This is a genomic window from Erythrobacter sp. LQ02-29 (genome assembly GCF_022576075.2).
Taxonomy (GTDB): domain Bacteria; phylum Pseudomonadota; class Alphaproteobacteria; order Sphingomonadales; family Sphingomonadaceae; genus Alteriqipengyuania.
Map to the genome: position 1 here is coordinate 2,369,874 of NZ_JANCNT010000001.1, position 23,498 is coordinate 2,393,371.

Genomic DNA, 23,498 nt, shown 5'->3' on the forward strand with positions numbered 1-23,498 from the left:
GGGGACGCCATCGCGGAGCGGCTTCGCGAGGTCAAGAGACCGTACCGCGCCGGAGAATGCCCCTGCGGGTTGGCAACACTTATCAACAGGTCGGACCAAGGCTTTGCCCGCGCTGCGAAATCGGTTTAGAAACGACCGTATCATGACGGCGGATCCGGTAGAACAGGCAGTCCAGCGGATCGAGCGGGCCTTGGCGCGCATCGCGAAGGCCGCCGAGAGCTCTTTGGACGCCCCGCCCGCCCCGGAGGAGGCCGCACCAGGGGTTGCACAGCTCGTCGAGGCGCATGAGGCGCTGCGCGAACGGCATGAGAGATTGCGCACGGAGGTCGCGGCGCAGATCGACCGGCTCGATACGCTCACCGACAGGCTGAAAAGATGAGCGAGATCACTCTTTGCATCGGGGGTCGCGATTTCTCGCTCGCCTGCGCCGCTGGCGAGGAAGAGCATATTCGCGGGCTGGCACGCCGGATTGACGGGAAATTCGAACCCCTTTCCCCCCGCTATTCGCACAATCTCCTGTTTGCGGCGCTTCGCCTCGCGGACGAATTGGACGATAATAGCGATGCCGACACCGATCGGGATGCCCTGCGCGAACGGATCGCGACAGGCGGAAAGCGGCCGCCGTCTTCGACCGGTAGTGACGAAACACTCCTCCCCGCGCTCGAACGCTTCGCCGAACTGTTGGAAGACTGCGCGGACAAACTCGATCCACGAACCGCTTGAGGCCAGCCTTCACCATCCTTACATAGGATCATGGCGGGACTGCCCGGCACGAGCCGATCGAACATCCCTGAGGCTATAAGCAATCCAACGGGAGCTGTCCCTGCCCTGGAACACCGGTCCGTCCGGGGGACCGGGGTAAACGGCACCCACCTGACGTTGAGGCGTCAGAGGATTTCCCCGGCAAACGACCCATGGTGGTCCCGCCACTTCCTTGACGACGGACGAACGCCCTGGGGGCGCAAATGGCAGAGGCCCGGTGAAAACACTGACCGACGAGAAGGCGCGCTTGCGCATTGATCTGCGCGATCTACAAAAGAAGGCGGCGCGCGCGGTCGCCCCGTCCGAGCGGGCGCTGATATTCTTTCGCCCCCCCAATCCGCTGCTCGACCTGATACCGGAAGGTGCCACGATCGGGCTCTACCACGCGCTTGCCCACGAGGTGCCGACAAACCGCTTGGCACGCTGGTTCGCCGAGCAGGGACACACCATCGCCCTCCCCCGCTTCGCGTCGCGCGACGCGCCCATGCACTTCGCTGCGCATAGTGATCCTTTCGGCGAGAGCGATCTGGAGGCTGGTCCGTTCGGCATTTCCCAGCCCGGTTTGGCGGCGGAAGAGGTCGTGCCCAGCGTCGTCTGCGTTCCCCTTCTTGGCTTCACCTCTCGCGGGGACAGGATCGGACAGGGGGCGGGCCATTACGATCGCTGGCTGGCAAACCATGCCGACGTCCTGCGGATCGGCCTCGCGTGGGATGCGCAGGAGGTCGACGAGATACCGACCGAGCCGCACGATATTCCCCTCAACGCCGTGCTCACACCGTCGCGCCTGATCGGGCCGTTCGCATGAGGCGCGAGCCCAGCTGGCGCATCCCGGTCGGAATCATCGGTCTACTGATCGGGCTGACCGTTTATGCTCTCCTAGTTGCAGGCCTGGTTCCGGACTGGATCGGGGAATGGCCGGTCCTCGTACAAACGATCATCTACCTGATCCTGGGCACCATCTGGCTGCTGCCCTTGCGCCGGTTTCTCATCTGGATGGAAACGCCGCCGGGTCGCTAGCCCGCGCGGAACGGCGGCGGATAACTTCGCGTTGATGCGGGAAGGAGAACCGCATGCCCGAACTACCCGAATCCGACGCCATGCGGCTCGTTATCGAGCGCGAGTGCCTGAACCGGACAATCGAGGCGGCGGAACTCGGCAGCAATACAAGCTATATCAAGCTCCCCGGAAGCAACGAGCGGGCTCGTCTGGTCGGGCACCAGTTCACCCGGACCGACCGGCACGGGAAATTCATCTTCGCCGGTTCCAAGACCGGCCCCTGGATGGTCGTTCATCTGGGGATGACCGGCAAACTGATCGCCTTCGACGCGCCTGACGAAGCACCCGACCACACGAAGTTCCTGATCAGGTTCGAAGGTGAGCGCCGGTTGGCGTTTCGCTGTCCTCGCAAGCTAGGCCGGGTCGAGATCGCCGACGACCCGGAAAGCTTCATCGCCGAAGGCGGCTACGGGCCCGACGCGCTGGAGATGCACCGCCAGGACTTCATGGAGCGGATCGGCGGTACCAATGGCGCGATCAAGTCGGCGCTGATGAGCCAGAAGAAGCTCGCCGGGATCGGAAACCTCTGGTCGGACGAGATCGATTACCGTCTCGGCCTCGATCCGGAACGGACGGCCAATGAGCTGGGGGAGGATTGCCTCTCACGCGCCTACGACGCGATGCGCGATATCCTGCAGGCGGTGCTCGATACGGAGGCGACCTATTCGAAACTTCCGAAGGACTGGCTGGTGCGCAATCGCAAGAAAGGCGCGGATTGTCCGAAATGCGGCGGAACGATCGCAGCCAGAAAGGTTGGCGGGCGAACGGCCTATTACTGCCCGTCGCATCAGGAATAATGCCATTTCCGAAAGAAATGGCGCGAGTGACGGGACTTGAACCCGCGACCTCCGGCGTGACAGGCCGGCGCTCTAACCAACTGAGCTACACCCGCGCAAATCGCAGCGGCGCTGCGTGGGAGCGGCGCAGTTAGGGCAGCACCGATGGGCTGTCAATGGCCCCCATCGCACAATTTCTACGCAGAGCCCGGACCTTCCTCGTTAACCATAATTTCGCACCTGGCTGGCACGTCTGGCTCGCAGTTTGAAAGGTGATGGGGGAACCGACATGCGTATTGCATTGCTTGCTGCCGCGCTTGCCATTGGTGTCCCGACCCATGCCAGCGAAGCGGTTCGCATCGATCGTTCTGTGTTTATCGAACGGGTTCCGCATAGCGAAGGTCGCACCGTGCGCACGCTAGCCCCTGCAGAGAGCTTGTCCCGCGGGGATCGTGTGGTGCTGATGCTGAACTGGTATGCGCCGACAGCTTCCAACATAGGTTTCGTGGTCTCAAGCCGCGTACCGGACCGTCTGGCATTCGAACGGGTCGGTTCTGCCGCGTATCAGGTATCGGTCGACGGGGGTCGCACCTGGGGGCCCCTGTCGACGCGACGTCTCGGCACGAGGCGCGCCAATGAAAGCGACGTAACGGACGTGCGCTGGATCATATCCCGCGAAGACGCGGCGCGCGGGCGCGGAATGCTGACCTACAGCGCGCAGGTACGCTGAACGATCGTTGTCAGTTCGAGACGATCAGGACCGGCGTTTCGATCAGCTTCTTGAGCGCCTGAACGAAGCTCGCCGCATCCCAGCCATCCACTACGCGATGGTCGCAGCTGATCGAAATGTTCATCAGTTTGCGCTTCTCGATGCGCTCGCCACCCTGCCCATCGGGCACGAACATCGGCCGTTCGACGATCTTGTTGGGTCCGATGATGGCCACCTCAGGCCGATTGATGACCGGCGTCGTCGCGATGCCGCCCAAAGGCCCGAGCGAAGTGACGGTCAGCGTGCCGCCTGACAGCTCCTCCGACTTCGCCGTGCCATCTCGCGCCGCGTCCGCAAGGCGCGAAATCTCGCGCGCGAGTTGCCAGACATTCTTCGCATGCGCATCTTTGATGACGGGCACCATGAGGCCGGCGTCGGTTTGCGCCGCCATTCCCATATGGACCGCACCGTGGCGCGTCACCACGCCCGCCTCGTCGTCGTAGCGGGCGTTGATCATCGGGAAATCCGGCAAGGTCTTGCAGATGCCGGTAATCAGCAGCGGCAGGATCGTTAGCTTGGGCTTGTCCCCGCGGCTGTCGTTGAGCTGCGCGCGCATCTCCTCGAGCGCGGTCACGTCTACTTCCTCGACATACGAGAAATGCGGTATCGCCCGCTTCGATGCCGCCATGTTCTGCGCAATCCGCTTGCGCATGCCGATGACTTTTATGGTTTCATCGCTGCGGGTTGCCGCCGCGCCGCCATAACCCGAATTGTAGCTGAGAAATTGGTCGAGGTCGCCATGGCGCAGTCGGCCATCTTCCGCCGGCCTCACCTGCGCCAGGTCGATTCCCAGGTCTTTCGCGCGCTTGCGCACTGCCGGGCTGGCGAGAACCTTCGCCTGCTCCTTCGGCCCGGGCGCAGGGGTCGGCTTGGGCGATGGTACCGGCTCCGGATCGGCATCGATTGCGTCGTCCGCGTCGCTGGCGTCCGAAGTCTCGACCTCGATCCGCTCTTCGACCTCCTCGTCCTTCGGGGCCGGTGCCGGTACCGGTGGGCTCTCACCCGCAGCATCGTTCTCCTGGACCACCTGGGCCGAAACTTCGTCCTCGGTCGCGATCACCACCAGCATGGATCCGACCGAGATCGTGTCGCCGACCTCGCCCGCAACTTCTTTGACCGTGCCCGACACCGGGCTCTCGATGTCGATCGTCGCCTTGTCGGTCATCACGTCGACGAGGTGCTGATCTTCCTCGACCGTATCGCCGACCTTGACGTGCCATTCGACGACCTCCGCCTCGGCCACGCCCTCGCCCACATCGGGCATCTTGAAGGTGAAATCTGCCATGCCGGATCAATCCTGAAGAAGTTTGTCGATGGCCTCACCGATGCGGATAGGGCCGGGGAAATAGGCCCATTCGAGGCTGTGGGGATAGGGGGTGTCGAAGCCGGTCACGCGCTCGATCGGGGCCTCGAGATGATAGAAGCAACGCTCCTGCACCAGCGCCGAGAGTTCCGCGCCGAAGCCGGACGTGCGCGTCGCCTCGTGCACGATCATGCACCGGCCAGTCTTCTTGATCGAGGCCTCGATGGTCTCGATGTCGAGCGGCACCAGCGTGCGCAGATCGATGATTTCGGCATCGATGCCCTTCTCGCGGCACACGCCTTCCGCCACGTGGCACATTGTGCCGTAGGCGAGCACGGTCATCGCCTCGCCTTCGCGCACGATGCGCGCCTGGCCGAGCGGGATGCGGTAATATCCCTCGGGCACCAGGCTCTGCGGATGTTTCTTCCACGGCTGCACCGGCCGGTCGTAGAACCCGTCGAAAGGACCGTTGTAAATCCGCTTCGGCTCGAAGAAGATGACCGGATCGTTGTCCTCGATTGCGGCGATGAGCAGACCTTTGGCGTCGTAAGGCGTCGATGGGATCACCGTCTTGAGACCAGAGACGTGGGTGAACAGGCTCTCCGGGCTCTGGCTATGCGTCTGCCCGCCGAAGATCCCGCCGCCGAACGGGCTGCGTACGGTCATCGGTGCGATGAACTCTGCCGCCGAGCGATAGCGCAACCGCGCCGCTTCGCTGATGAGCTGGTCGAGACCGGGATAGATATAGTCCGCAAACTGGATTTCCGGCACCGGGCGCAGACCGTAGGCACCCATGCCCACCGCTGCGCCGATTATGCCGCATTCGGAAATCGGCGTGTCGAACACGCGTGTCTTGCCGAACTTCTCCTGCAGCCCCGCGGTACAGCGGAAAACGCCACCGAAATAACCGACATCCTCCCCCATCACAATCACGTCGGGATCGCGATCGAGCATGATACTCAAAGCGTCGTTGATCGCCTCGATCATGTTGAGGCGGCGTTCGGTCTCGCCCTCGCCCGGCGCGGACGCCTGCGTTTTCTCGATGCTCTCGCTCATGCCTCGGGAAGCCCTTCGGGAAACTTGGTCTTGCGCTCGTGGATCGCCTGCTCCGCCTGCTCCTTCAGATGCCAGGGGAGGTCCTCATACACATCTTCGAACATCGTGCGGAAGGGATGATGCAGGCCGTGGCCGAGAATGCCGTTCTTCTCCGCCTCCTTCGTCGCCTTCTTCACCCGGTCCATGCAATCGGCATCGAGCGTCTCCTGCCGTTCCTCATCCCATTCGCCCAGCGCGATCAGATGCTTCTTGAGCCGCATGATCGGATCGCCCAGCGGCCATTCCTCTCGTTCCTGCGCGCTTCGATAGCCGCTCGGATCGTCGGACGTCGAATGCCCTTCCGCGCGGTAGGTGAAGTGTTCGATCAGCGTCGGGCCGGCATTGGAACGTGCCCGGTTCGCCGCCCAGCGCTCTGCCGCGAAGACCGCGAGCGGATCGTTTCCGTCGACGCGCAGGCCCGCAAGGCCGTAGCCGAGCGCGCGGGCGGCAAAGGTCGTCCGTTCGGCACCAGCAAAGCCCGAGAAGCTCGAGATCGCCCACTGGTTGTTGATCACGTTCAGGATGACCGGCGCGTTGTAGACGGTCGCGAAAGTGCAGGCGGAGTGAAAGTCCCCTTCCGCCGTGCTGCCCTCGCCAACCCAGGTCGCGGCGATACGGCTGTCGCCCTTGATCGCGCTCGCCATCGCCCAGCCCACCGCCTGCGGGGTCTGCGTGGCGAGGTTGCCCGAAATCGAGAAGAAGCTCTTCTCCCGGCTCGAATACATGATGGGGAGCTGGCGCCCCTTCAGCTTGTCCGCCTTGTTCGAGTAGATTTGGTTGATCATCTCGAGGATCGGATAGCCGCGCGCGATCAGGACACCCTGCTGGCGATAGCTGGGGAAGACCATGTCGTCGCTCGCCAGCGCCATTGCGGCAGCGACGCTCGTCGCCTCCTCGCCCGTGCACTTCATGTAGAAGCTGGTCTTGCCCTGTCGCTGTCCACGAAACATCCGCTCGTCGAAGGCGCGGGTGAGTGCGAAGTGTCCGAGCATGGTGCGCAACGTCTCGGAGTCGAGCTTCGGATCCCAAGGGCCGTGGGCCTCGTCGTCATCACCAAGGACGCGGATCAGGTCGTGGCAGAGCGGCGCGGTGTCCTGTGCCGCGCAGGCCTCGTCCGGCCGCGGTTGCCCGCCCGGCTCGGTGACACCGATATCGCTGAAGTCCACCGTATCGCCAGGACGGAATTTCGGTTCCGGCACGTGCAACGACAGTTTCGGCTTGTTGTGACCTTCCGGCCGGTCGGCCATGGTTCTCTCCCAGCGGTGACCCGGCGGGGCGGCCAGGCCATTTGGCAATCCTATTCTTTCACTTGCGCGAAGCAATATTGCGCGCATGGCGGGCGGTCAAGTCGGCCCTCATACCGCGACCGGTGCCTTCAACGGCCCGAGCGGCTCATACTCGTGAACTGCGAAATCCTCGATCACGTAATCGAAAATCGACTCCGGCCGTCTGGTAATTTCAAGTCGCGGGTAGCCCCGCGGTTCCCGTGTGAGCTGCTCCTCAATCAATTCGGAGTGGTTGAGGTACAGATGCGTGTCGCCTCCCATCCAGACGAGTTCGCCTGGCATCAGGTCGGTCTGCTGCGCAATAATGCGCTGCAGCAGCGCCGCCGACCACAGGTTGAACGGCAAGCCCAGGGCAACGTCGCAACTGCGCTGATAGAGTGCGCAATTAAGCCGGGCGTCATGCCCTTGGCCCGATACGTGGAACTGATAGGTCTTGTGACAGGGCGGCAGTGCCATCCGGTCGAGCTCCGCGACGTTCCATCCCTCGATGAGATGACGTCGACTGCCGGGATTGTTCCTCAGGCTATCGACGACCTGCGCGACCTGATTGATGCCCTCGCCCGGTTCGTAAAGTCCATCGGGGCGGTAGCGCCAGGTCGGCCAATCGACCCACTGCTTGCCATAAACAGGGCCTAGGTCACCCCAGCGCGCGGCAAATTCCTCGTCCTCCACAATTCGCCGTACGAAGTCGTCGAGAGTGATCGTATCGCGTGTTTCCCGCACATAGCGCGCATGCGGCCACTCGTTCCAGATCTTCACCCCTTGAAGGACGAGCGGCCGGATATTGGTCTCTCCGGTCAGGAACCACAGCATCTCGCGCGTCGCCGTCTTCCAGTAGACCCGTTTGGTGGTCAGCAGCGGCATTGCTCCATCGGCCAGATCGAAGCGTAGCATCGTGCCGAAGATCGAGCGGGTCCCGACCCCGGTGCGATCCACCCGCTCGTCCCCTTCCTGCCAGATACGGCGCATAAGCTCGAGATATTGCCATTCGGGATGAGGGGAATCGCCCGGCGGCGTGAAGTTGGTCATGCCTGACCGGGTAGCCCCCAAATTGTCCGCTTGCCACCCCGCCGATGCCCTCCTATAGGGCGCGCCTTGCCTCGACCCGCGCAGGCTTTCAGCCGATGCGGGACCGACACGGTCGGGGAGTAGCTCAGCCTGGTAGAGCACTGTCTTCGGGAGGCAGGGGCCGGAGGTTCGAATCCTCTCTCCCCGACCAACGATTTTCGCCATTCTGCGGCCGTTGCATGAATAACGCGGACGAGGCGCGCGGCTTGTGTCGAGCGTTCCAGGGCAATCTCGTGGTCGATCGCACTACCAAGCGCTGGGCTTCTGGCCCCTAAATGTGCGATCGCGAGTAGTGGATCGATGAACCACCTCCGATACGTCCCAGGCACGGCAAATTTTCGCCTCGACTGCAACTGCGTGGGTGCGCTCTTGAGCGATGGCGAGCTCCTGACGCCTGTCCGCATCGATGCCGATGCGCTTCTGTCGCTTGGCGACGTCAATCTCGATTGTGGGGAAGTGCTGCTGCACCTGACCCATAGGTTAGAGCCGGCAATCTGCTTCATCCTCGCCGAGAAAATCTCGCGCGGGGAATGCGAAGATGGCTGGGTCGTCCTGCGGCAGGCCGACGACGAGTTCGAGCCGGAGATTCCGATCCTTCAGTGAAGGTCGGCGGGGACGAACGGACAGGCGCCCCGCCACCCTCATTTCGCAATATTCAGCCCTCTTTCGTAGGCACCGTGGGCGTAAAACGTCGGCGCGCGCTGCCGTGGCCTGTCCTCGCGCGCCTCGCGGCCGCGAAGGGGACTGGCGCGAAGACATTGCATTGCCACATCGAAACCTGTCCTGGTCAGCTGCAGGTATCTGTAGCGCGCATCGTGCGAAGTATGCTCGCGGGTCGTGAGACCTGCATCAACCAGAATGGAAATGTAACGGAGCGCGGTCGTGCTTGGCTCGCCGCAGGCGATGCAAGCACTGGTAATCGCGACGCTTCGCTGGCGCTGATGATTGACGAAGAGATCGATCAGGATCCAGAACGCGGGCTTGAAGGGCTCGACTCCCGAATAGTCCGCTAGAATGCGACGCATTCTCTCGCGCTCCTGAAACAGGTCCGTTGCCAGTTGGAGCTCCGGATTGGCCGACCACGCCTCCCACTCCGCCTTACCGGCCTCCCCATCGTGCTCTTCTGCGAGGCTCGAAGAGTTCGGGATGCAAATGAGGATTAGGGGGTTCATGCCGCCAGCTCCGGCAGGGGCCTGTCTATCCCTTCGTCGGACGCGCGTTCAGCCAGACACCGAATCCCGTGATCACGATTAGGAGGTAGAACGGAGCCGTCACCAGCGCCGAATAGGCGTTCTGTCCAATCGGCAGATCGAGTTCGCGCACGATATGGCCGAAGATCGAGACCAACTCCGCCGATGCGGCTAGCAAGGTCCACAGGCGGTCGGGACGCATGGCTATCACGTAGAGCGCGGCGAACGCAGCGAGGTCCAGTACGAAGTGTCCCAGATTGATCGAGCCGAACTGCCCGCGTCCGACCGCCCAGTGCATGATCGGGTCGATCACCACCATGGCGACGATAACTGCGGCGACACCCCTTTCGGCAATGCCGCCGCGCCGCGCCGCATAGAGTACGACCGCGACCACCATGGCAATCTGGAACGCATATCGAAGCATCGCCTCGCATGGTGGCAGTGCCCTCTCGATCGTCAAGCACGGATGGATACGATATCCGCGCCGACAGGTGCGTCGGGGCGTGCGCCCTTCGCACCGTCCTCTGGGCACCACGGATGATCCGGGCTCGCAGTGACGGCGATGTCGCGAAGTTGGCCGTGGAAGCGCAGAATATCGCCCTGCGCCGACATCAGACCTTCCATCGTCTTCTGCAGCCGCAGCAGCGCAGTATGTTTGGTGGCCCGTGTGACCCGGTCGCAGGTCTTCGTCTGCAAGGAGGTGGACATCACCTCAGCTACGCCGAGCATGGCGGTTTCAATTGCAAGTTCCGCCGACGGGATCTGATGATCCAACCGCGCCGCCGAAGTGTGAAAATCGAACATGTATGGCTCCCGTTGCATGTAGACCGGGAGCGGCGTCGTCAGAACATGATATCGAAAACCAGCGCGAGCGAAGTGACGATAGCCAGGCAGATCGCAAGCGCGACCGCTCCCACCGCTATCAGCACCGTTCTTTCCAGTTTCCCCAGGTTCTCGTGACGCAGCCCCGGAACGAGGCCGGTGAACCAGGCCCGTCCGGACCGCCGCTCATCGGCTTCGTCGGGGCCAAACTGTTCAGCATGGGGGGCCGAAGGAACCTGTGCAAAGTCGGCTGTGGCTCGTTCATAGGAGTCGTTCTCGCGCAAAAGCAGGAAGGCGCGGCACGCCTCAGCTCTCGTCCCGGCACACAATACCCGCCGGGCCGCCTCGATCCGCTGGTCGACCGCGCTCGGCGATACGTCGAGGCGAAGTGCGATCTCTTTCGACGAAAGGTGATGTTCGGCCGCGAGCTGCAGTGCCTCGAACTGCTTATCCGTCAATTCCGAAAGCGTCTGCGATTCCCTGAGCATCGCCGAGCCCGGTAACATCGTTAAGAATAATTACCTAGGATAAGAGCCAAGCCCGATTGGGCTAGCAGCGCGCTGAGTGGTGCCCATAAGGCGCTACTCTCATGATATGATCACCCTCGCCCTTCTCGAGGCTGCCCCCGTAGTTCCCGCTGGCCAACATTCGTCGGCACCCCCAGCGCGGTTTACGACGGTGACGGGCCGGTCTGCTGCTAGGAAGGTCCCCGCATTCGCTTGGCAGGCATCGCTGCCTGAAAGACAGGGGTCGTAAGTTCGCGCTGAACCTTTTGCCGTGAACGAAACGGGAAAACAGGCGAACAGATGAAGATTGTCCGGATCGCACGAGAAGGAAAACTGCCGTGTGCACGCAAGATCATCGTCTTCGGGAGGCAGGGGCCGGAGGTTCGAATCCTCTCTCCCCGACCATTTTCTTTGCCAAATACCGGTTGCCGCCCGGTGATGACGTGTCGGAAGGCCAAGGTGTCATGTACGGCCGCGGTATTGCATAGCGCGCGCTCAGGTTCGATATACGGGCCTCCACAGCGACTTCGGAGTTTCGACATCACCGCCATTTCCGATCGAAAGACCGGTTCCCTTGCATTGGTGAAACCGGAGCACGATGCGGGCGAGAATGCCGCGCGTCCGTTGGCGCGCGTCGGCGTGATCGGCAATCCCCGCAGCCATCGTAACAAGGGAGGGTTACGGCCGACTGGCCTACCCGAAGCGGTCATCTACAAGCACGAGCCGAGTTCGCGTCCGGAACTGTATCGCTATATGCGCGAGTTTAAGGCCGACGCCATCGACATGCTCGTGATCGACGGCGGCGACGGAACGGTACGCGACGTGCTGAGCGTTGCCCGCGACGTATTTGGACAAAACCTGCCACAAATCGGGGTGATCCCGTCGGGCAAGACCAATGCCCTCGCCTTCGATCTGGGCATACCGCGCGGCTGGCAGGTTGGCGATGCCGTCCGCGCTCATCAGGAAAATCGGACAAAGACTCGCTCGGCCATCGAAGTTCATTGGACTGACGGTCACCGCCCCAGCCAGATGGGTTTCATCTTTGGCCTGGGTGTATTCGGACGCGCGACCATGCTGGCACAGCGTGTTCACAAGCGTGGGATATTCAACAGCCTCGCGGTATTTTTTACTCTCGTCATCGGTCTGTTCAAGACCATGGTCGGGCGCGATTTGAACAGTTGGCGCCGTGGCGACATGGTTTGGCTTTCGGGAGATGGAGAGGGCAGTCGGGGCCGGCGCTTCTACATGATTTTTGGCTCTACGCTGCGACGGATGCCGTTGGGGCTGAAGCCGTTCGGACGCAAGCGGGACGGTATGAAGTTCCTGCTGATCGATGCGCCGCCCAAGGCATTGCATCGCTATGTTCTCCCGGTCCTGCGAGGTGCGGAGCGCACCGGATTGGAGGAAAACGGCTATCGCCGCCGCGATGTCGACCGGCTCACCATGCGGGTCGGAAAGAGCTTCGTGCTGGATGGCGAGCAATTCCCGGGCGGCACGATTACACTCAGCAAGAGCGAACCGATATCGTTCGTGGTGCCGGAGCCGTGCTGACCGACGCCGTCGACGACATGCTCTACACTCCTGTCGCTCCCGTTTTTCAGCAGGCGGCAATGCGAGTGGCGGATGAATGCGGAGCCGACGCCGTGCTCTTCTACGGCTCATCCCTGCGTACCGGAGATCGCGAGGGCGTAGCCGATTTCTATGCGCTGATCGACGATCAGGCTGGTCGTCGAGCGTCTTGGCGCTGGCCCATCGTCAGCTACCACGAATTCCCGATCGCAGGAGAGTGCATCCGCGCGAAGGTCGCCCGCCTTACTCTTGCGGAATTCGCGCGCGCTGCGACGGGGGCGAGTACGGACACCACGATCTGGACCCGGTTCTGCCAACCCGCCCGCCTTCCCTTCACCCGCGATGATGCGGTCGCGAATCGGGTTCGCGTCGCAATCGCCGACAGCATCCTCACCGCCAGCCGCTTCGCGGCCGCACTGGGGCCTCGCACAGGGACCAGTTCCACCTACTGGCTGAGCCTTTTCCAAGAGACCTATGGTGCCGAATTCCGCGTCGAGACAAAGTCGCGGGCCCATATCGTAGTCGCAAACGAACCGCATCATTTCGCTCGCATGCTACCCCTCGCGTGGCAGCGCCTCGGCCTGATCGACGTGGTTCCGCCCGAAGAGGATGCGGAGTTGGAACCCGAAATGAGCGACACCATGCGGCGGCACTGGTTGCGTCGATGGCGAACGCGTAAAAAACTGGGCAAGCCGCTCAATATCATACGGCTGTTTCGGGCCGCGTTCACCTTCGAAGGTGCGACTCGCTATGCCCTGTGGAAGATCGAGCGGCATTCCTGCGTGCGGATTGCCGCCACGCCATGGCGAGAGCGCCATCCGGTGTTGGCCGCTCCTGGGGTCCTCTTTCAGCTGTGGCGCCGCAAACGCTCGTGACGGGATTCGCGGCTCTCATCCTCGCTGGGGATCGCGGCGAAAGCGATCCGGTTGCGCAAGCGGCCGGCGTGCCGGCGAAAGCGCTGGCCGATGTCGCCGGCCGTCCTATGCTTGCCCGCGTGGTCGATGCCTTGCGGGAGGCGGGGGCGATCCGGATAGCGGTCGTCGCTTCCAACGAAGCCGTGATGACCTTGGCCCGAAATCTGGAATGCGAAACCATACCAGCGGCCCCAGGGCCTAGCGAGAGTGCCGCCCGCGGGTTCGCCCTGCTGGGCGCTCCGATGCTTCTAACCACAGCCGATCACGCCCTTCTCCGGCCGGAATGGATTTCCGATTTTCGCGCTGCGATCGACCCCGCAGCCGACGTTTCCGTCCTTCTCGCACGGCGTCAGGCGGTGGAAGCAGCGGTGCCCCAGACCCGTCGGACCTATCTCCGGTTTTCGGACGGCGATTGGTCGGGGTGCAACCTGTTCCATTTCGCCAGCGAACGATCGGTTGCCGCCTTCTCGCTCTGGCAGGAGGTGGAACGTGACCGCAAGCGCCCTTGGCGCATCGTACGGCGATTGGGGCCTGGCCTTCTGGTTCGCTACTTCTTGGGGCGCCTCGCCCTGTTCGACGCGATGGCGCATCTGGGCGAGCGCGCCGGGCTAAGAGCCGAAGCGGTGGCGTGCCCGCACGGGCTTGCGGCGGTGGATGTGGACAAACCCGAGGACCTGGCCCTCGTCCGCCAGCGCCTGGAACCCTAGACCGCGCCCTCGGCCAGCTGGTGCCGAGCTGCATATCGGTACAATGCGAAACCAAGCAGCATTCCGGCGATCATCGAGCCGGCGAACACGCTGACGCTCGCCCCCAAAGCGCCCATCGTCGGCATGAGCGTGAACATCGCCGCGAACTGGATGACCACTGCCGAGCCTCGCGCGAGTGTAGCCGTCACCGCGCGTTGTACCGAGAGAAGGATCGGTTCGAAGCTCGTCGCGGCGAGTTCGATCGCGCCGGCTCCCGCCAGCCACAGGAGATAGATGTAGCCCGTGCCGAAGGCCTTGCCTCCTACCAATTCCAATAATTCCCGCCCGAGAAGGGCGACGAAGATCATCACCACCGCAGCGGCGCAGAGGCATGCAGCGACAATTCGCAAAATTCCTCGCTTGAAGGCTTCGCGCGAGGCGGCCCTTATCGAGCGGACGATTTCCGGGAACGCGGCGCGGGTAAGCAGGATGGAAATCTTCGACAGCGCATTGGCAAGCTGCAGCGCCAGTCGAAAAGCCCCCGCCGCCGCGGGACCGGCGTAGCCCCCGACGAAGAGCACCGGTGCCTGGCGCGACGCGAGCCCCAGCGATGCCTGGAGGTTCGTACTGAACAGAAAGCCAATGATGCCGGGATTGCGTCTCCGCACCTGCTTCACGCTAAGCGGTGCCTTGAGGAGCGTCCGCAGGTCCTCCGTCCGCGCGACCAGGATCCAATAGGCAAGAAAGGTGAGAGCCTCCGCCGCTGCCCAGGCGCACAGAAAGCCCAAGAGCGAAGGTGCGAATGCCAGCGCCGCCAGCGCACCTATCAGACGGACAAGTGGTTGAATGCTATCGGCGAGCGCAGCGAGGTTGAACCGGTCGCGCAAGCGCAGGATGCCGATCGGGGTCTGACGCAGCGTGGCAAGCTGAACTATGGCATAGCCGAGCGCATAGGGCGCGACATCGGGAGCAAGTCCGAAGGGTCGGGGCCAAAGTGCGAACAACAGCAGGATCGCCGCGATACCCGTGATCCCGCTGACGAACTCCACCACGGTCGCCGCCTTCAGCAACTGGGCAGTGGCCTCATGCTTGCCGTTTGCCTCGTGGTGAACGCCGTAATTCACGATGATCTTCCACGTCTCAAAGCTCACCAGGATGGAGACCGTCTGTGCTGCCCCCGTGATCAGCGCGAACCGGCCGAAATCCGCCAGGCCCAGGGTTCGGGTCGCTATTCCCAAATAGACGAGCGACAGGACCGCCATCACCGCGTTGCTGGCCAACAACCAGCCGAGATTGCCGAAGACCGCCCGCAACCGGTCCCGGGCCGAAATCTGGATAGTCGTCTCGCTGGTCACTGGGCGGCGGCTTTCAGAATTTCGGTCGCCGCGCGTCGCGAGGCGGTTTTCGATGGGTTATGCGACACCGTATCTGAAAAGACCGCCTCCTGCTCCTTGCGATAAGGCGCGAGCCGCTCAGCGTAGAAGGGAAGAAGGCGCGCAAGTTCTTCCGCCGAAGTCGCGACATCGCCGCACTTCCAGGCGGGATAAGCATCCTCCTTCGAGGTTGGATCATGAGAAAAGGTGTCGAGAAAAAACACCGGTCGGGGCCGTATCAGAAACTCGTAAACCTGGCTGGAGACATCGCCGATATAGGCATCCGCACCGAGCGTGTAGCTCATATCGACGAGCCGGCGCCCCCCGGTGTCGATCAGGATATTTTCCGCTTCGCGCCATCGCTTCTCGATATCCGGTCGCAGCCGTGCGGTGCGATATTCGAGCGATATGTGCAGCTTCTTCCTGAACAGCATGATGTGCGGCGCGAAGATGAGATTGAAGGCCTGCCCGTCCCCATCCGCGAACCAGTCCAGCAGCGCGGGCCCCTCGCTGTACCAGCTCGACAGGAAGGGGTCGAAATGGGGATTGTAGACGAAGACCGGTCGCTCGTTCGCGAAGAAGCGCTCGCGGCGTGAGAGGTCGATCGTATCGAATTTGGGGTAACCTACGACGCGTACTCGCTCCTCCGCGGCCACGCCACGCGACACCATCTCGCGCGCGGTCTTCTCTCCGCTGACGAGGATAAGATCGAACCCGCCCTTGTCCGGATGATACGCCACGGCGCGATCGCCGGCCCCATGCGGGACGTAGACGAAGCGGGTGCCGCTCCTTGGAGCGCGCGCTCGCAGGCACGTTCGCTCCGCGCTGACGACCACGGCAGCGGCATTCAGGCGCGCCGCGTGGTAATCGAGCCTTCGAAGCCTGCGGACCGGGGCGATCAGGTTGGGAACCGCCAGTGCCGCCTCTCGCCAAGCGGGGAGCGCGAAATCGAACCACTCGACCTGGTCGCTCACCCCTTCCCCGAGCGCCGCACGCACCCGCGCCCGGATAGCGGGCGTGCTGCAGGCACACGTAATCGGGGTGGTGCGATCCAGTTCGCGCGCCGCTTTCGCAATTCCCGCGATATGCGCCACCTGATGCGGCGCATCATGGTTGAAGAGGAACAGAATCTCGCCGTTCATGCAACAGCGGTTGGTCAAACCGAGTGAAAAGCGCAAGTCTGCAGATCGGTCGTTCCCACCCCGCATTCATGCTGGATGCATGCCGGTTTGCTATAACCCGGACGCAAAACAAACCTTCTGAAGCAACAGGTGATCTACGACCATGCGTTACAAGTTTTACGGAGCCGGCGCGCTCGCAGCGGTTGCCGCCCTTCTCACCACGGCCAGTCCGGCGCTGTCGGAAACACGCACTCCCAACCGCCAGTGCACGGCGGGAGCGCCCTCCATCACCGTGACGGTGAGCGGTTTCAAGAACAATACAGGGACCGTGCGGGCCCAGCTTTACGGCCCGGATGCGAATGACTTCCTCGACAAGGGCGAATGGGCAATGCGGATCGAGGAGCGACGCTCCAGCCCCGGAACCATGCGCTTCTGCTTCCCCATCGACAAGCCAGGTCGCTATGCCGTGGCCGTCCGCCACGATGCCAACAATAACGGCAAATCGGACTGGAACGACGGCGGCGGCTTTACCGGCAATCCCAAACTCTCCCTGCTAGATCTAAAGCCCAAGTTTTCGGAGGCGGCGGTCACTGTCGGGAGCTCGCCGGTACGCGCGAATATCGTCATGCAGTACCGTCAGGGGCTCTCGATCAAGCCGATTTGATTGGCAAAACCAGCGCCAACCCGCTGGACCACGCGCCTCAACGCATGAGGTTCAGGAGATAATCTCCGTATCCGGATTTGCGCAGGGGCTCGGCGATCCGGGCCAACTGCTCCGAATCGATAAACCCGTTGCGCCATGCTATCTCTTCGGGACAACAAATCTTGAGCCCCTGACGCTCCTCGGTGATCCGGACATAGGTTCCGGCATCGAGGAGAGACGCGTGCGTTCCCGTGTCGAGCCACGCAAAGCCCCGCCCCATGATTTCGACCGACAGTGCTGAATCGTCCAGATACAGGCGATTAAGGTCGGTGATTTCCAACTCGCCACGTGCCGACGGCTCGAGATCGCGGGCTCGATCCACCACCGTCTCGTCGTAAAAATAGAGGCCCGTTACGGCGTAGTTCGATTTTGGATCGCTTGGCTTCTCTTCAAGCGAAACGACCTGCCCGTCGCTATCGAATTCAGCCACCCCGTATGCTTCCGGGTTACTGACATAGTAGCCGAATACGCTCGCTCCTGCATCACGGCGATCGGCGCTATTCAGCAGTTCCGCCAGTCCGTGGCCGTAGAAGATGTTGTCGCCGAGGACGAGGGCGCTGGGTCCCCCGCGAACGAAATCCGCCCCGATATGGAATGCCTGCGCCAAGCCATCGGGATTGGGTTGTACGGCGTAGCGCAGTTCCATGCCCCATTCCGAACCATCGCCCAAAAGCGCTTCGAACGCGGCAGCATCACCCGGCGTGGTGATGATCAGCACCTCGCGGATTCCCGCCAGCATCAGCACGCTGAGCGGATAGTAGATCATCGGCTTGTCATATACCGGCATCAGTTGCTTTGAGACACCGCGCGTGAGTGGCCACAGCCGCGTGCCGCTGCCACCTGCAAGGATGATGCCCTTGCGGTTCGATCTGGCCGGAACCGCCTTCCAGGATAATTCATCGGTCATGGCTTGCCCGCCTAGCCGGTTCAAACATACAGGAGCAAGGGGATAGGTTGAAAGTCATCATGTCTAGAGAGGAGCCTAATCTCGATTATACCGCTGCTAGGTATTAATAAGCGAACTGGGTCGCCGGTGGAAAACCGCCGATCCAAGTTTGATAAGGAAGATAGCAATCTCGAAAATGAGAGGAAAAGGTAGTCCATACGCCTAGCATTAAGAGTAGGGCGATATATGGGGCCACTATTACCGCGCGACGGAGATGCGGAATATGCAGATAGGGTAGCCGAGCGAAAATAATCGCTTGAATTGGTACGAGGTAATAACCGAGCCGATCGCCGATAACGGAAGAGGCTAGCAAAGTAACTGGTAGCGCGACCATCATCAGCGATCCTATCAGGACCAACCTATAAAGGTCGGGATCCATTAGTTTCCATTGCTTCCTTAGAAACAAGAGAAATCCCCCTCCGGTTAGAACGAGAAGCAGAATCCGGAAGATCGCGCCCGCGGCCTCCGAATCTCCTACGACATATCTGACCGTCGCGGTCTCTGCGGCTTGTGTCGACAAGAGAACAATTACTCCCGGAACCGCCAAGATACCGGCGATTGCCAGCCGCGCTTTCGTCACGTCGCCGTAAATAAGGGGAGCAAGCAGCAAAAATATAAGAGCGCTGGAATGAAATCCGGCAGCGAGTAGGACCAGAAAAACATACCGAATTAACCGGCGATCGACGAATGCTAAGAAAGCTCCGCAAATCAGCCCGATCGCAAGCCCCTGGCGAATTGCCGTTATGGGCATATTCATAATTAAGACAGGGAAAAGAAGAGTTAGGTATGCTAACGGATTTCTCTGACGTCTGGCCACCATGTGCACGCCAACAAAGAAAACGATGCTGCAAAGCACATTGATCCAAGGATAGGGTATTCCGAGTGAATACTGGAACGCTAGGATGTTTACCCAAACAGGCTCGCTGTCGGAAATTAATCTTTCGAACGGATAACTGCCGAAGACACGGTATTGGTTATAGTATCCCGACCAGTCACAACCTACCTCAAACCTAAATGCGACAAAGACGAACAAGCCAAAGATCGCGAACCAATATGCCCGCTTGAAGCGCGTCACACTTAATATAATGAGGGCGATATAGGTAAGTAAGTAAACCACCCTAAATCAACCCATAACCTGCTTCAGAAGACACGCAACTTTCGGCCCCCATACCGAAAGACTATATTGTTTCTCTACCTTCTTCCGCCCTTCCACTCCCATCTTATGTCGCAAGTCGGGGTCACGTAAAAGTACTGTAAGTGCCTCTCGCCACTCTGCCGGTGACGAAGCCAGGAAACCATTTACTCCATCTTCTACAATTTCCGCGTTAACTCCCACAGGCGAAGCAACGACTGGCAATCCGCTTGCCATGTACTGGATGAGTTTATACCCACACTTTCCTCGGGACCACGGGGTATCAGTGAGCGGCATGATGCCGATGTCCATCGAGCGCAAACGCGTTGCCTCTTCGCTTTCCACCCAGGGAATGGTATCAACCAGCGCGTCGCCTGACGCTTCACCTCCGACCGCATGAATGCGCGCGTTCTCCAGCTTGGCGATCTCAGCCAAGGTGGGGATCAAGGGGACCATATACTCACGCCAAGTGCTAGGAGAACCGATCCACCCTATCACGGGATCGGATTTATAGTCGCTCGCGGACTTGCAAGCATATCTCTTCATATCGACAACAGTTGGAACGATCTCCACCCGTTGAGCACCCGCAGCATGGGCCCGTTCCGCGAGATACTCGTTGCCTGCCGTGACCAGGGACGAACTTTCCATCAAGCGGTCCACCTTAGATCCCAGGAGCGAACGAACCGCAGCCTTTCGATGCAGATCATACCGGTGGAATATCGCGTCGTCGCAATCGACAACTCGCGGCACCTGCCGAGGAAGGAGACCGGCCTCGATCGCCCACGGCAACCAGGGGAGTGATTCAGATTGGATCCATAGAAGATCATTAGCCGAACGAGATAACAACTCGGAACCACGACCGACGTAAGATCGGAACGCCGAAACAAACGTATCACGACCGCTGTAGAGCTTATCGAGGTAGTTCTCAGAAAATAAAGGAGAGAACTCGCTTTCTATGCCGGCCGTCTGGAGCTCCTCCCGATACTGGAGGAAGCGCAGACGGCTTGACGCTCCATTTCTGCTGTACCGGGCCAGCATTTTGACCATCATATCACGAATTCTCGCTTTTGAGAGCCTGTTGGTACACTTGCAGGTACGCAGCGGTTCCGACATCTAGCGAGTAAATCTCTTCAGCCGCTCGGCGGCAGCGATCCGAAACCGCAGGATCGCGAACCATGCGCAAAACCTGGCTGACCGCGTCATCTATACCAGCTTCGCTTTCATCCTCGAGCAATACGCCGACATTGTATTTCCTGACGATTTCCGCGACATCGCCGATCTGTCCATTGGTAAGGACTGGCAAACCGCAAGCGAGAGCCTCGCCCATTCTCACAGGAGATCGACCGATCTCTGAAGCGGCACCCGATGAATAGAAGAAAATAGACAGATCGTGGCACCTTAATACCTCGTGCATGTCGCCCGCCGTCACTGCAAATATTCTCAAACGATCGGAGAACGTTCGCGCGCCATCGAATGCGCTCATAACCTCCTCAGGTGGCGACGTAGTCACGATTTCGAATTTCGCGTCTGGGTATCGCTTGGCTAAATTCGCGAATGTACGAGCGAGCAAGTCCAGCCGAAACCACCCCGTGGTTATCGATCCATGACACCCAAACAAAAGCGGCCTTTCCGACGTCCGTACGGCGGGCTGGAAGCGCTGAAGGTCTGCACTTCCCGGAATGACGTGAACGCGTCGCTCCTCAAGCATCCCAGGATGCTCTTCATCGAGCCAGTCAATTGCCGCATGGGTTACCGAAACGACAGCTGCGGCGTCGCGTAGCAACCGTCCTTCCATTCGCACAATCTGACGATACGCCCACGTGTCTCGCTTGGCGCGACCCGAGGTTATAAGTTCCTCGGGCCAGAGGGATCGCATATCGAATACGTACGGAAGGCCCATCAAGCGATTAACTGCCCAAGCCGCCGTTGCGGGAATGTATGATCGCGCGTGAATCAAGTCCGGCCCGTCGCGCAATATCTCTCGAAAGACCGCAGCGCACAGAGTTGCGAGATTGAGCGCTCCTGCTAACCAGCGCGGACGATTTCGATACTGCAACCTTACCCAGCGTATGCCATGGTCCCGGCAGAATTGCCGTACCCCAACGCTTCGTGCTTCGCCCTCCTCGTCTCCGCCACGTTCGAAGGAAATCAAGGTGATAGTGTGGTCTCGCGAGAGACCGCGCAAATAGGAGAGCACCTGCGTGAGACCGAGCGGTTCCAGCATCCCAGTCCGGCTCAGATACAGTATCTTCGACATCGGCGGCTCTTGGAGAGAGGACGGAACCGAGTCAACCATCCCCCCGTCGCCAGCCGATCGCTCCCGATCATTCCTGGCATTCGCTCAAAAAATCGGTGCGTCCAAGCGACCTACGGGGCACAATCAACTGGGTCAAAAGCTATGAGGCGACCGAATAACCTTTAAGCTTTGCCAAAGAGTATCCGGGAAAAATGGCGCTCCTCTTCTAACGAGCCGAACCTCCCATGAGCAGCCTCGGGACAATGAGTAACTTCCCCAAGATAGAGCTGACCTTCGCTGACAAAGAAATCGACCCTTACGAACTCGAAAAGCTGCGATATCTTTTCGGCCCAACTGAGCATCTCTGGAAGGCAACTCGGCCGCGGCACCGGATTGCCTCGAGGAAAGTTGTAAGTGATGTCGAGCAATTCCCATGTTGGACTATAGATATTACGCCTATGGGCAGAGTGCCTGCTCAAATCTACTTGTATTAATTTCGCTAAGCCCTCGAAGCAAAACACCTTATAATCGATAATATCCGGACCATCGGGAAGCATTTCTTCACATATAAGTCTACGCCGCAAATTCTTATAATTACGCTGGCGGGTTTCCCTATATATATCACGGGTAAGAGCCCGGGAGGCCTTGGCGAGATTTTCTCCAACTATCTTATCGCCTGTGTCGAGGTAAATAACATCGCCATTGCTGTGGGCTGGCTTTATCACGCATGGCTGGCCAGCCGTGAAAGAAGCGATCTGGTCACGACTTTCGAGAAAACCCAAGGTTTTGGGGAAACGAGCATCAGCAATTATGGTCTGTGCAAAGCTCTTAACCATGCCTTTGTCAGAAGATACCTGACGCATGACGTCTTCAATCTCATCGGACACCTTGAGTTTGAATAAATAGTCATTAAAAAGAACATTCGGCTTCGAAGGCAAGCGAGAATGAGCAACATAAAACTTTATCATGGAATAAACATAATCCCCGTATTTTCCAGTAGGAAAATTGCTCAAAAAGCGCCTTAGAATATTTTTCATATATTTTTATTCTCTTCAAATACACAAATTATGCTTGGAGACTCAGTATACGGCTTCGAGAGCCCTATCCAAATCGTTGACATTAACATGAATATCAGAATTTAAAGTTCTTTTATATCTAGGTGTGCTTTGGCTGCATTGAATAAATGAGTAATTCAGGTTCATTGCGGCAGAAAGCCTAACATAGCACGCATCATGTCTGAGCGAGTTGCGGCCCCTATGATAATCTAAGACCCCGTTTCTGTATGGCAGCAACTCGATAACACTGGAACCTGGCTGCATGAAGAGCGCATTTGATAACCCGGCCCCGTGTATGCTGACGAGAACTCGTGACTGGTTAAACAGGATAACCTGATCGCGAAAGCTCAACTCTTCCGCATATACAACTTCAAACCCCTTTTTTATTAAACTCGAAGTTACTTCTTCTTCATTAATTACGTATCGCGAACGAGAGCGGGCCCTTGATACATATATCTTCCGGGATGGCGTGTTTTGCGGAACCTCGAAACTCTTGAGAATATGCTGCCGAAGGTTCCGCAACACGCTGGGGGCCGTTGTCGCTATATAATCAGGGCAAGTAGTCAAAATTGGATCGATAAGCCTAACGTTTTTGCCCCCGGGGAAAAACTCCGGATCTTTTTGCCCGACTGCGGCGAGAGATTCCAGAAAGGGCGCATATCGCGGTGTCGGCAACAGCGCAGTCGCGTCGGGAAAAGCTTGCTTCAACAGCAGCGCTCTTGGAAGTCCCTCTGTAAGCCAATGATAATAACCAGTCGACCAAGCTGAATGAATGATGCCGTACTGCCCGTTCCCGCGAGCAGGCGATTCAGAACCGCGCGTAGCTAACGAAGCGATTGAAATCGCATTGATCTGCAGGAAGGAATAAAGGCGCTTATACAAAGTGTGTTTCGTGAGACGAAGGCTGGGATAAACGGCGGCTGATCGCGTGATTGTGAAGCGGCCGCTTGTTTCAATGACCCGCGGATAATACGGCGTGTAGTCAAGCGGCTCGAACACCTCGCTGAACTCGCGCGGCGCAACACTCGACAATCTTAGGGGATCCGGGTCACCCCGGAAACGCACGCTGGACCATTTAATGCTCATCGAACGCCTCTATCAATGATCCTGCCTCACTCGTTCGCCGTCGA

General features: G+C 59.9%; 27 protein-coding genes, 2 tRNA genes and 1 other RNA gene. 13 read left to right on the forward strand and 17 right to left on the reverse strand.

The annotated features are described in order from the left end of the window. The first annotated feature begins 142 nt into the window (after positions 1-142). The 6 genes from MKP08_RS11680 (at position 143) to MKP08_RS11705 (ending at position 2,615) form a co-directional block, all read left to right on the forward strand. Entirely contained in the window at positions 143-379 is a 237-nt protein-coding gene (locus tag MKP08_RS11680; RefSeq protein ID WP_241553972.1) for a hypothetical protein, read from the forward strand. Beyond that, positions 376-723: a cell division protein ZapA gene (locus tag MKP08_RS11685; RefSeq protein ID WP_241553973.1), complete on the forward strand. Its 348-nt coding sequence runs from the start codon at positions 376-378 to the stop codon at positions 721-723. The genes MKP08_RS11680 and MKP08_RS11685 overlap by 4 nt, the downstream gene beginning before the upstream one ends. 33 nt (positions 724-756) lie before the next feature. Next, positions 757-928, forward strand: a non-coding RNA gene (gene ssrS, locus MKP08_RS11690) — 6S RNA. Between the two features lie 51 nt (positions 929-979). Further along, positions 980-1,567, forward strand: a complete 588-nt coding sequence (locus tag MKP08_RS11695; protein ID WP_241553974.1) for a 5-formyltetrahydrofolate cyclo-ligase — start codon at positions 980-982, stop codon at positions 1,565-1,567. Continuing rightward, on the forward strand, positions 1,564-1,779 hold the full coding sequence (locus tag MKP08_RS11700; protein WP_241553975.1) for a DUF2842 domain-containing protein: 216 nt from the start codon (positions 1,564-1,566) through the stop codon (positions 1,777-1,779). Before MKP08_RS11695 ends, MKP08_RS11700 begins: the two co-directional genes overlap by 4 nt. Positions 1,780-1,832: 53 nt before the next feature. Further along, positions 1,833-2,615 (forward strand): DNA-formamidopyrimidine glycosylase family protein, encoded by a 783-nt coding sequence (locus MKP08_RS11705; protein WP_241553976.1) that lies wholly within the window; start codon positions 1,833-1,835, stop codon positions 2,613-2,615. Positions 2,616-2,633: 18 nt separating this feature from the next. On the opposite strand, the gene MKP08_RS11710 is transcribed toward MKP08_RS11705, so the two are convergent. Next, a tRNA-Asp gene (locus tag MKP08_RS11710) sits at positions 2,634-2,710 on the reverse strand. Between the two features lie 173 nt (positions 2,711-2,883). Here MKP08_RS11710 and MKP08_RS11715 point away from each other — a divergent pair. Beyond that, positions 2,884-3,324, forward strand: coding sequence for a hypothetical protein (locus MKP08_RS11715; protein WP_241553977.1), 441 nt, complete (start codon positions 2,884-2,886; stop codon positions 3,322-3,324). Between the two features lie 10 nt (positions 3,325-3,334). Here MKP08_RS11715 and MKP08_RS11720 read toward each other — a convergent pair whose 3' ends face one another. The 4 genes from MKP08_RS11720 to thyA form a co-directional block, all read right to left on the reverse strand. Beyond that, on the reverse strand, positions 3,335-4,648 hold the full coding sequence (locus MKP08_RS11720) for a dihydrolipoamide acetyltransferase family protein (RefSeq protein WP_241553978.1): 1,314 nt from the start codon (positions 4,646-4,648) through the stop codon (positions 3,335-3,337). A gap of 6 nt (positions 4,649-4,654) precedes the next feature. Next, positions 4,655-5,722: an alpha-ketoacid dehydrogenase subunit beta gene (locus tag MKP08_RS11725; protein WP_241553979.1), complete on the reverse strand. Its 1,068-nt coding sequence runs from the start codon at positions 5,720-5,722 to the stop codon at positions 4,655-4,657. After that, the gene (locus MKP08_RS11730) at positions 5,719-7,008 is read right to left on the reverse strand and encodes a thiamine pyrophosphate-dependent enzyme (protein WP_241553980.1); all 1,290 of its coding nucleotides are present in this window, start codon (positions 7,006-7,008) and stop codon (positions 5,719-5,721) included. The genes MKP08_RS11725 and MKP08_RS11730 overlap by 4 nt, the downstream gene beginning before the upstream one ends. A 108-nt stretch (positions 7,009-7,116) precedes the next feature. Next, positions 7,117-8,076, reverse strand: a complete 960-nt coding sequence (gene thyA / locus MKP08_RS11735) for a thymidylate synthase (protein ID WP_241553981.1) — start codon at positions 8,074-8,076, stop codon at positions 7,117-7,119. Between the two features lie 113 nt (positions 8,077-8,189). Between thyA and MKP08_RS11740 the strand changes: the two genes are divergently transcribed. Both MKP08_RS11740 and MKP08_RS11745 read left to right on the forward strand, forming a co-directional pair. Next, positions 8,190-8,266 (forward strand) — tRNA-Pro (locus MKP08_RS11740). 149 nt (positions 8,267-8,415) lie between these two features. After that, positions 8,416-8,718 carry a hypothetical protein gene (locus tag MKP08_RS11745; RefSeq protein WP_241553982.1) on the forward strand — a complete coding sequence of 101 codons (303 nt, stop codon included), beginning with the start codon at positions 8,416-8,418 and terminating at the stop codon, positions 8,716-8,718. A 38-nt stretch (positions 8,719-8,756) separates the two neighbouring features. On the opposite strand, the gene MKP08_RS11750 is transcribed toward MKP08_RS11745, so the two are convergent. The 4 genes from MKP08_RS11750 to MKP08_RS11765 are packed head-to-tail and all read right to left on the reverse strand — an operon-like array spanning position 8,757 to position 10,615. Next, positions 8,757-9,287 carry a hypothetical protein gene (locus tag MKP08_RS11750; RefSeq protein ID WP_256970097.1) on the reverse strand — a complete coding sequence of 177 codons (531 nt, stop codon included), beginning with the start codon at positions 9,285-9,287 and terminating at the stop codon, positions 8,757-8,759. A 25-nt stretch (positions 9,288-9,312) separates the two neighbouring features. After that, positions 9,313-9,729 (reverse strand): hypothetical protein, encoded by a 417-nt coding sequence (locus MKP08_RS11755; RefSeq protein WP_241553984.1) that lies wholly within the window; start codon positions 9,727-9,729, stop codon positions 9,313-9,315. A gap of 32 nt (positions 9,730-9,761) precedes the next feature. Further along, the gene (locus MKP08_RS11760; RefSeq protein ID WP_241553985.1) at positions 9,762-10,109 is read right to left on the reverse strand and encodes a hypothetical protein; all 348 of its coding nucleotides are present in this window, start codon (positions 10,107-10,109) and stop codon (positions 9,762-9,764) included. 38 nt (positions 10,110-10,147) lie between these two features. Next, positions 10,148-10,615 carry a sigma factor-like helix-turn-helix DNA-binding protein gene (locus MKP08_RS11765; protein WP_241553986.1) on the reverse strand — a complete coding sequence of 156 codons (468 nt, stop codon included), beginning with the start codon at positions 10,613-10,615 and terminating at the stop codon, positions 10,148-10,150. Positions 10,616-10,933: 318 nt separating this feature from the next. Here MKP08_RS11765 and MKP08_RS11770 point away from each other — a divergent pair, with 318 nt between their 5' ends. Genes MKP08_RS11770 through MKP08_RS11780 form a run of 3 tightly spaced genes read left to right on the forward strand, consistent with a single transcriptional unit; the run spans position 10,934 to position 13,823 of the window. Next, on the forward strand, positions 10,934-12,184 hold the full coding sequence (locus MKP08_RS11770) for a diacylglycerol kinase family protein (RefSeq protein WP_241553987.1): 1,251 nt from the start codon (positions 10,934-10,936) through the stop codon (positions 12,182-12,184). Further along, positions 12,178-13,077, forward strand: a complete 900-nt coding sequence (locus MKP08_RS11775; RefSeq protein WP_241553988.1) for a hypothetical protein — start codon at positions 12,178-12,180, stop codon at positions 13,075-13,077. The genes MKP08_RS11770 and MKP08_RS11775 overlap by 7 nt, the downstream gene beginning before the upstream one ends. Next, entirely contained in the window at positions 13,074-13,823 is a 750-nt protein-coding gene (locus tag MKP08_RS11780) for a nucleotidyltransferase family protein (RefSeq protein WP_241553989.1), read from the forward strand. Before MKP08_RS11775 ends, MKP08_RS11780 begins: the two co-directional genes overlap by 4 nt. Here the strand turns inward: MKP08_RS11780 and MKP08_RS11785 are convergent. Both MKP08_RS11785 and MKP08_RS11790 read right to left on the reverse strand, forming a co-directional pair. Continuing rightward, positions 13,820-15,157, reverse strand: a complete 1,338-nt coding sequence (locus tag MKP08_RS11785; protein WP_241553990.1) for an oligosaccharide flippase family protein — start codon at positions 15,155-15,157, stop codon at positions 13,820-13,822. The genes MKP08_RS11780 and MKP08_RS11785 overlap by 4 nt on opposite strands. Continuing rightward, complete coding sequence (locus MKP08_RS11790) at positions 15,154-16,317, reverse strand: CDP-glycerol glycerophosphotransferase family protein (protein WP_241553991.1); 1,164 nt, start codon at positions 16,315-16,317, stop codon at positions 15,154-15,156. Before MKP08_RS11790 ends, MKP08_RS11785 begins: the two co-directional genes overlap by 4 nt. A gap of 142 nt (positions 16,318-16,459) precedes the next feature. Here MKP08_RS11790 and MKP08_RS11795 point away from each other — a divergent pair, with 142 nt between their 5' ends. Continuing rightward, the gene (locus MKP08_RS11795; RefSeq protein ID WP_215228014.1) at positions 16,460-16,960 is read left to right on the forward strand and encodes a DUF2141 domain-containing protein; all 501 of its coding nucleotides are present in this window, start codon (positions 16,460-16,462) and stop codon (positions 16,958-16,960) included. 37 nt (positions 16,961-16,997) lie between these two features. Here the strand turns inward: MKP08_RS11795 and rfbA are convergent, their stop codons facing one another. From rfbA to MKP08_RS11825, 6 genes are all read right to left on the reverse strand, one after another. Then, on the reverse strand, positions 16,998-17,906 hold the full coding sequence (gene rfbA, locus MKP08_RS11800; protein ID WP_241553992.1) for a glucose-1-phosphate thymidylyltransferase RfbA: 909 nt from the start codon (positions 17,904-17,906) through the stop codon (positions 16,998-17,000). 103 nt (positions 17,907-18,009) lie between these two features. After that, positions 18,010-19,062 carry an EpsG family protein gene (locus MKP08_RS11805; protein WP_241553993.1) on the reverse strand — a complete coding sequence of 351 codons (1,053 nt, stop codon included), beginning with the start codon at positions 19,060-19,062 and terminating at the stop codon, positions 18,010-18,012. A 6-nt stretch (positions 19,063-19,068) separates the two neighbouring features. Further along, positions 19,069-20,127, reverse strand: a complete 1,059-nt coding sequence (locus tag MKP08_RS11810) for a glycosyltransferase family 4 protein (RefSeq protein ID WP_241553994.1) — start codon at positions 20,125-20,127, stop codon at positions 19,069-19,071. A 1-nt stretch (position 20,128) separates the two neighbouring features. Continuing rightward, positions 20,129-21,334 carry a glycosyltransferase family 4 protein gene (locus tag MKP08_RS11815; protein WP_241553995.1) on the reverse strand — a complete coding sequence of 402 codons (1,206 nt, stop codon included), beginning with the start codon at positions 21,332-21,334 and terminating at the stop codon, positions 20,129-20,131. 161 nt (positions 21,335-21,495) lie between these two features. Beyond that, entirely contained in the window at positions 21,496-22,350 is an 855-nt protein-coding gene (locus MKP08_RS11820) for an ATP-grasp fold amidoligase family protein (RefSeq protein WP_241553996.1), read from the reverse strand. A 42-nt stretch (positions 22,351-22,392) separates the two neighbouring features. Next, the gene (locus tag MKP08_RS11825) at positions 22,393-23,454 is read right to left on the reverse strand and encodes a DUF563 domain-containing protein (RefSeq protein WP_241553997.1); all 1,062 of its coding nucleotides are present in this window, start codon (positions 23,452-23,454) and stop codon (positions 22,393-22,395) included. Positions 23,455-23,498: the final 44 nt, after the last annotated feature.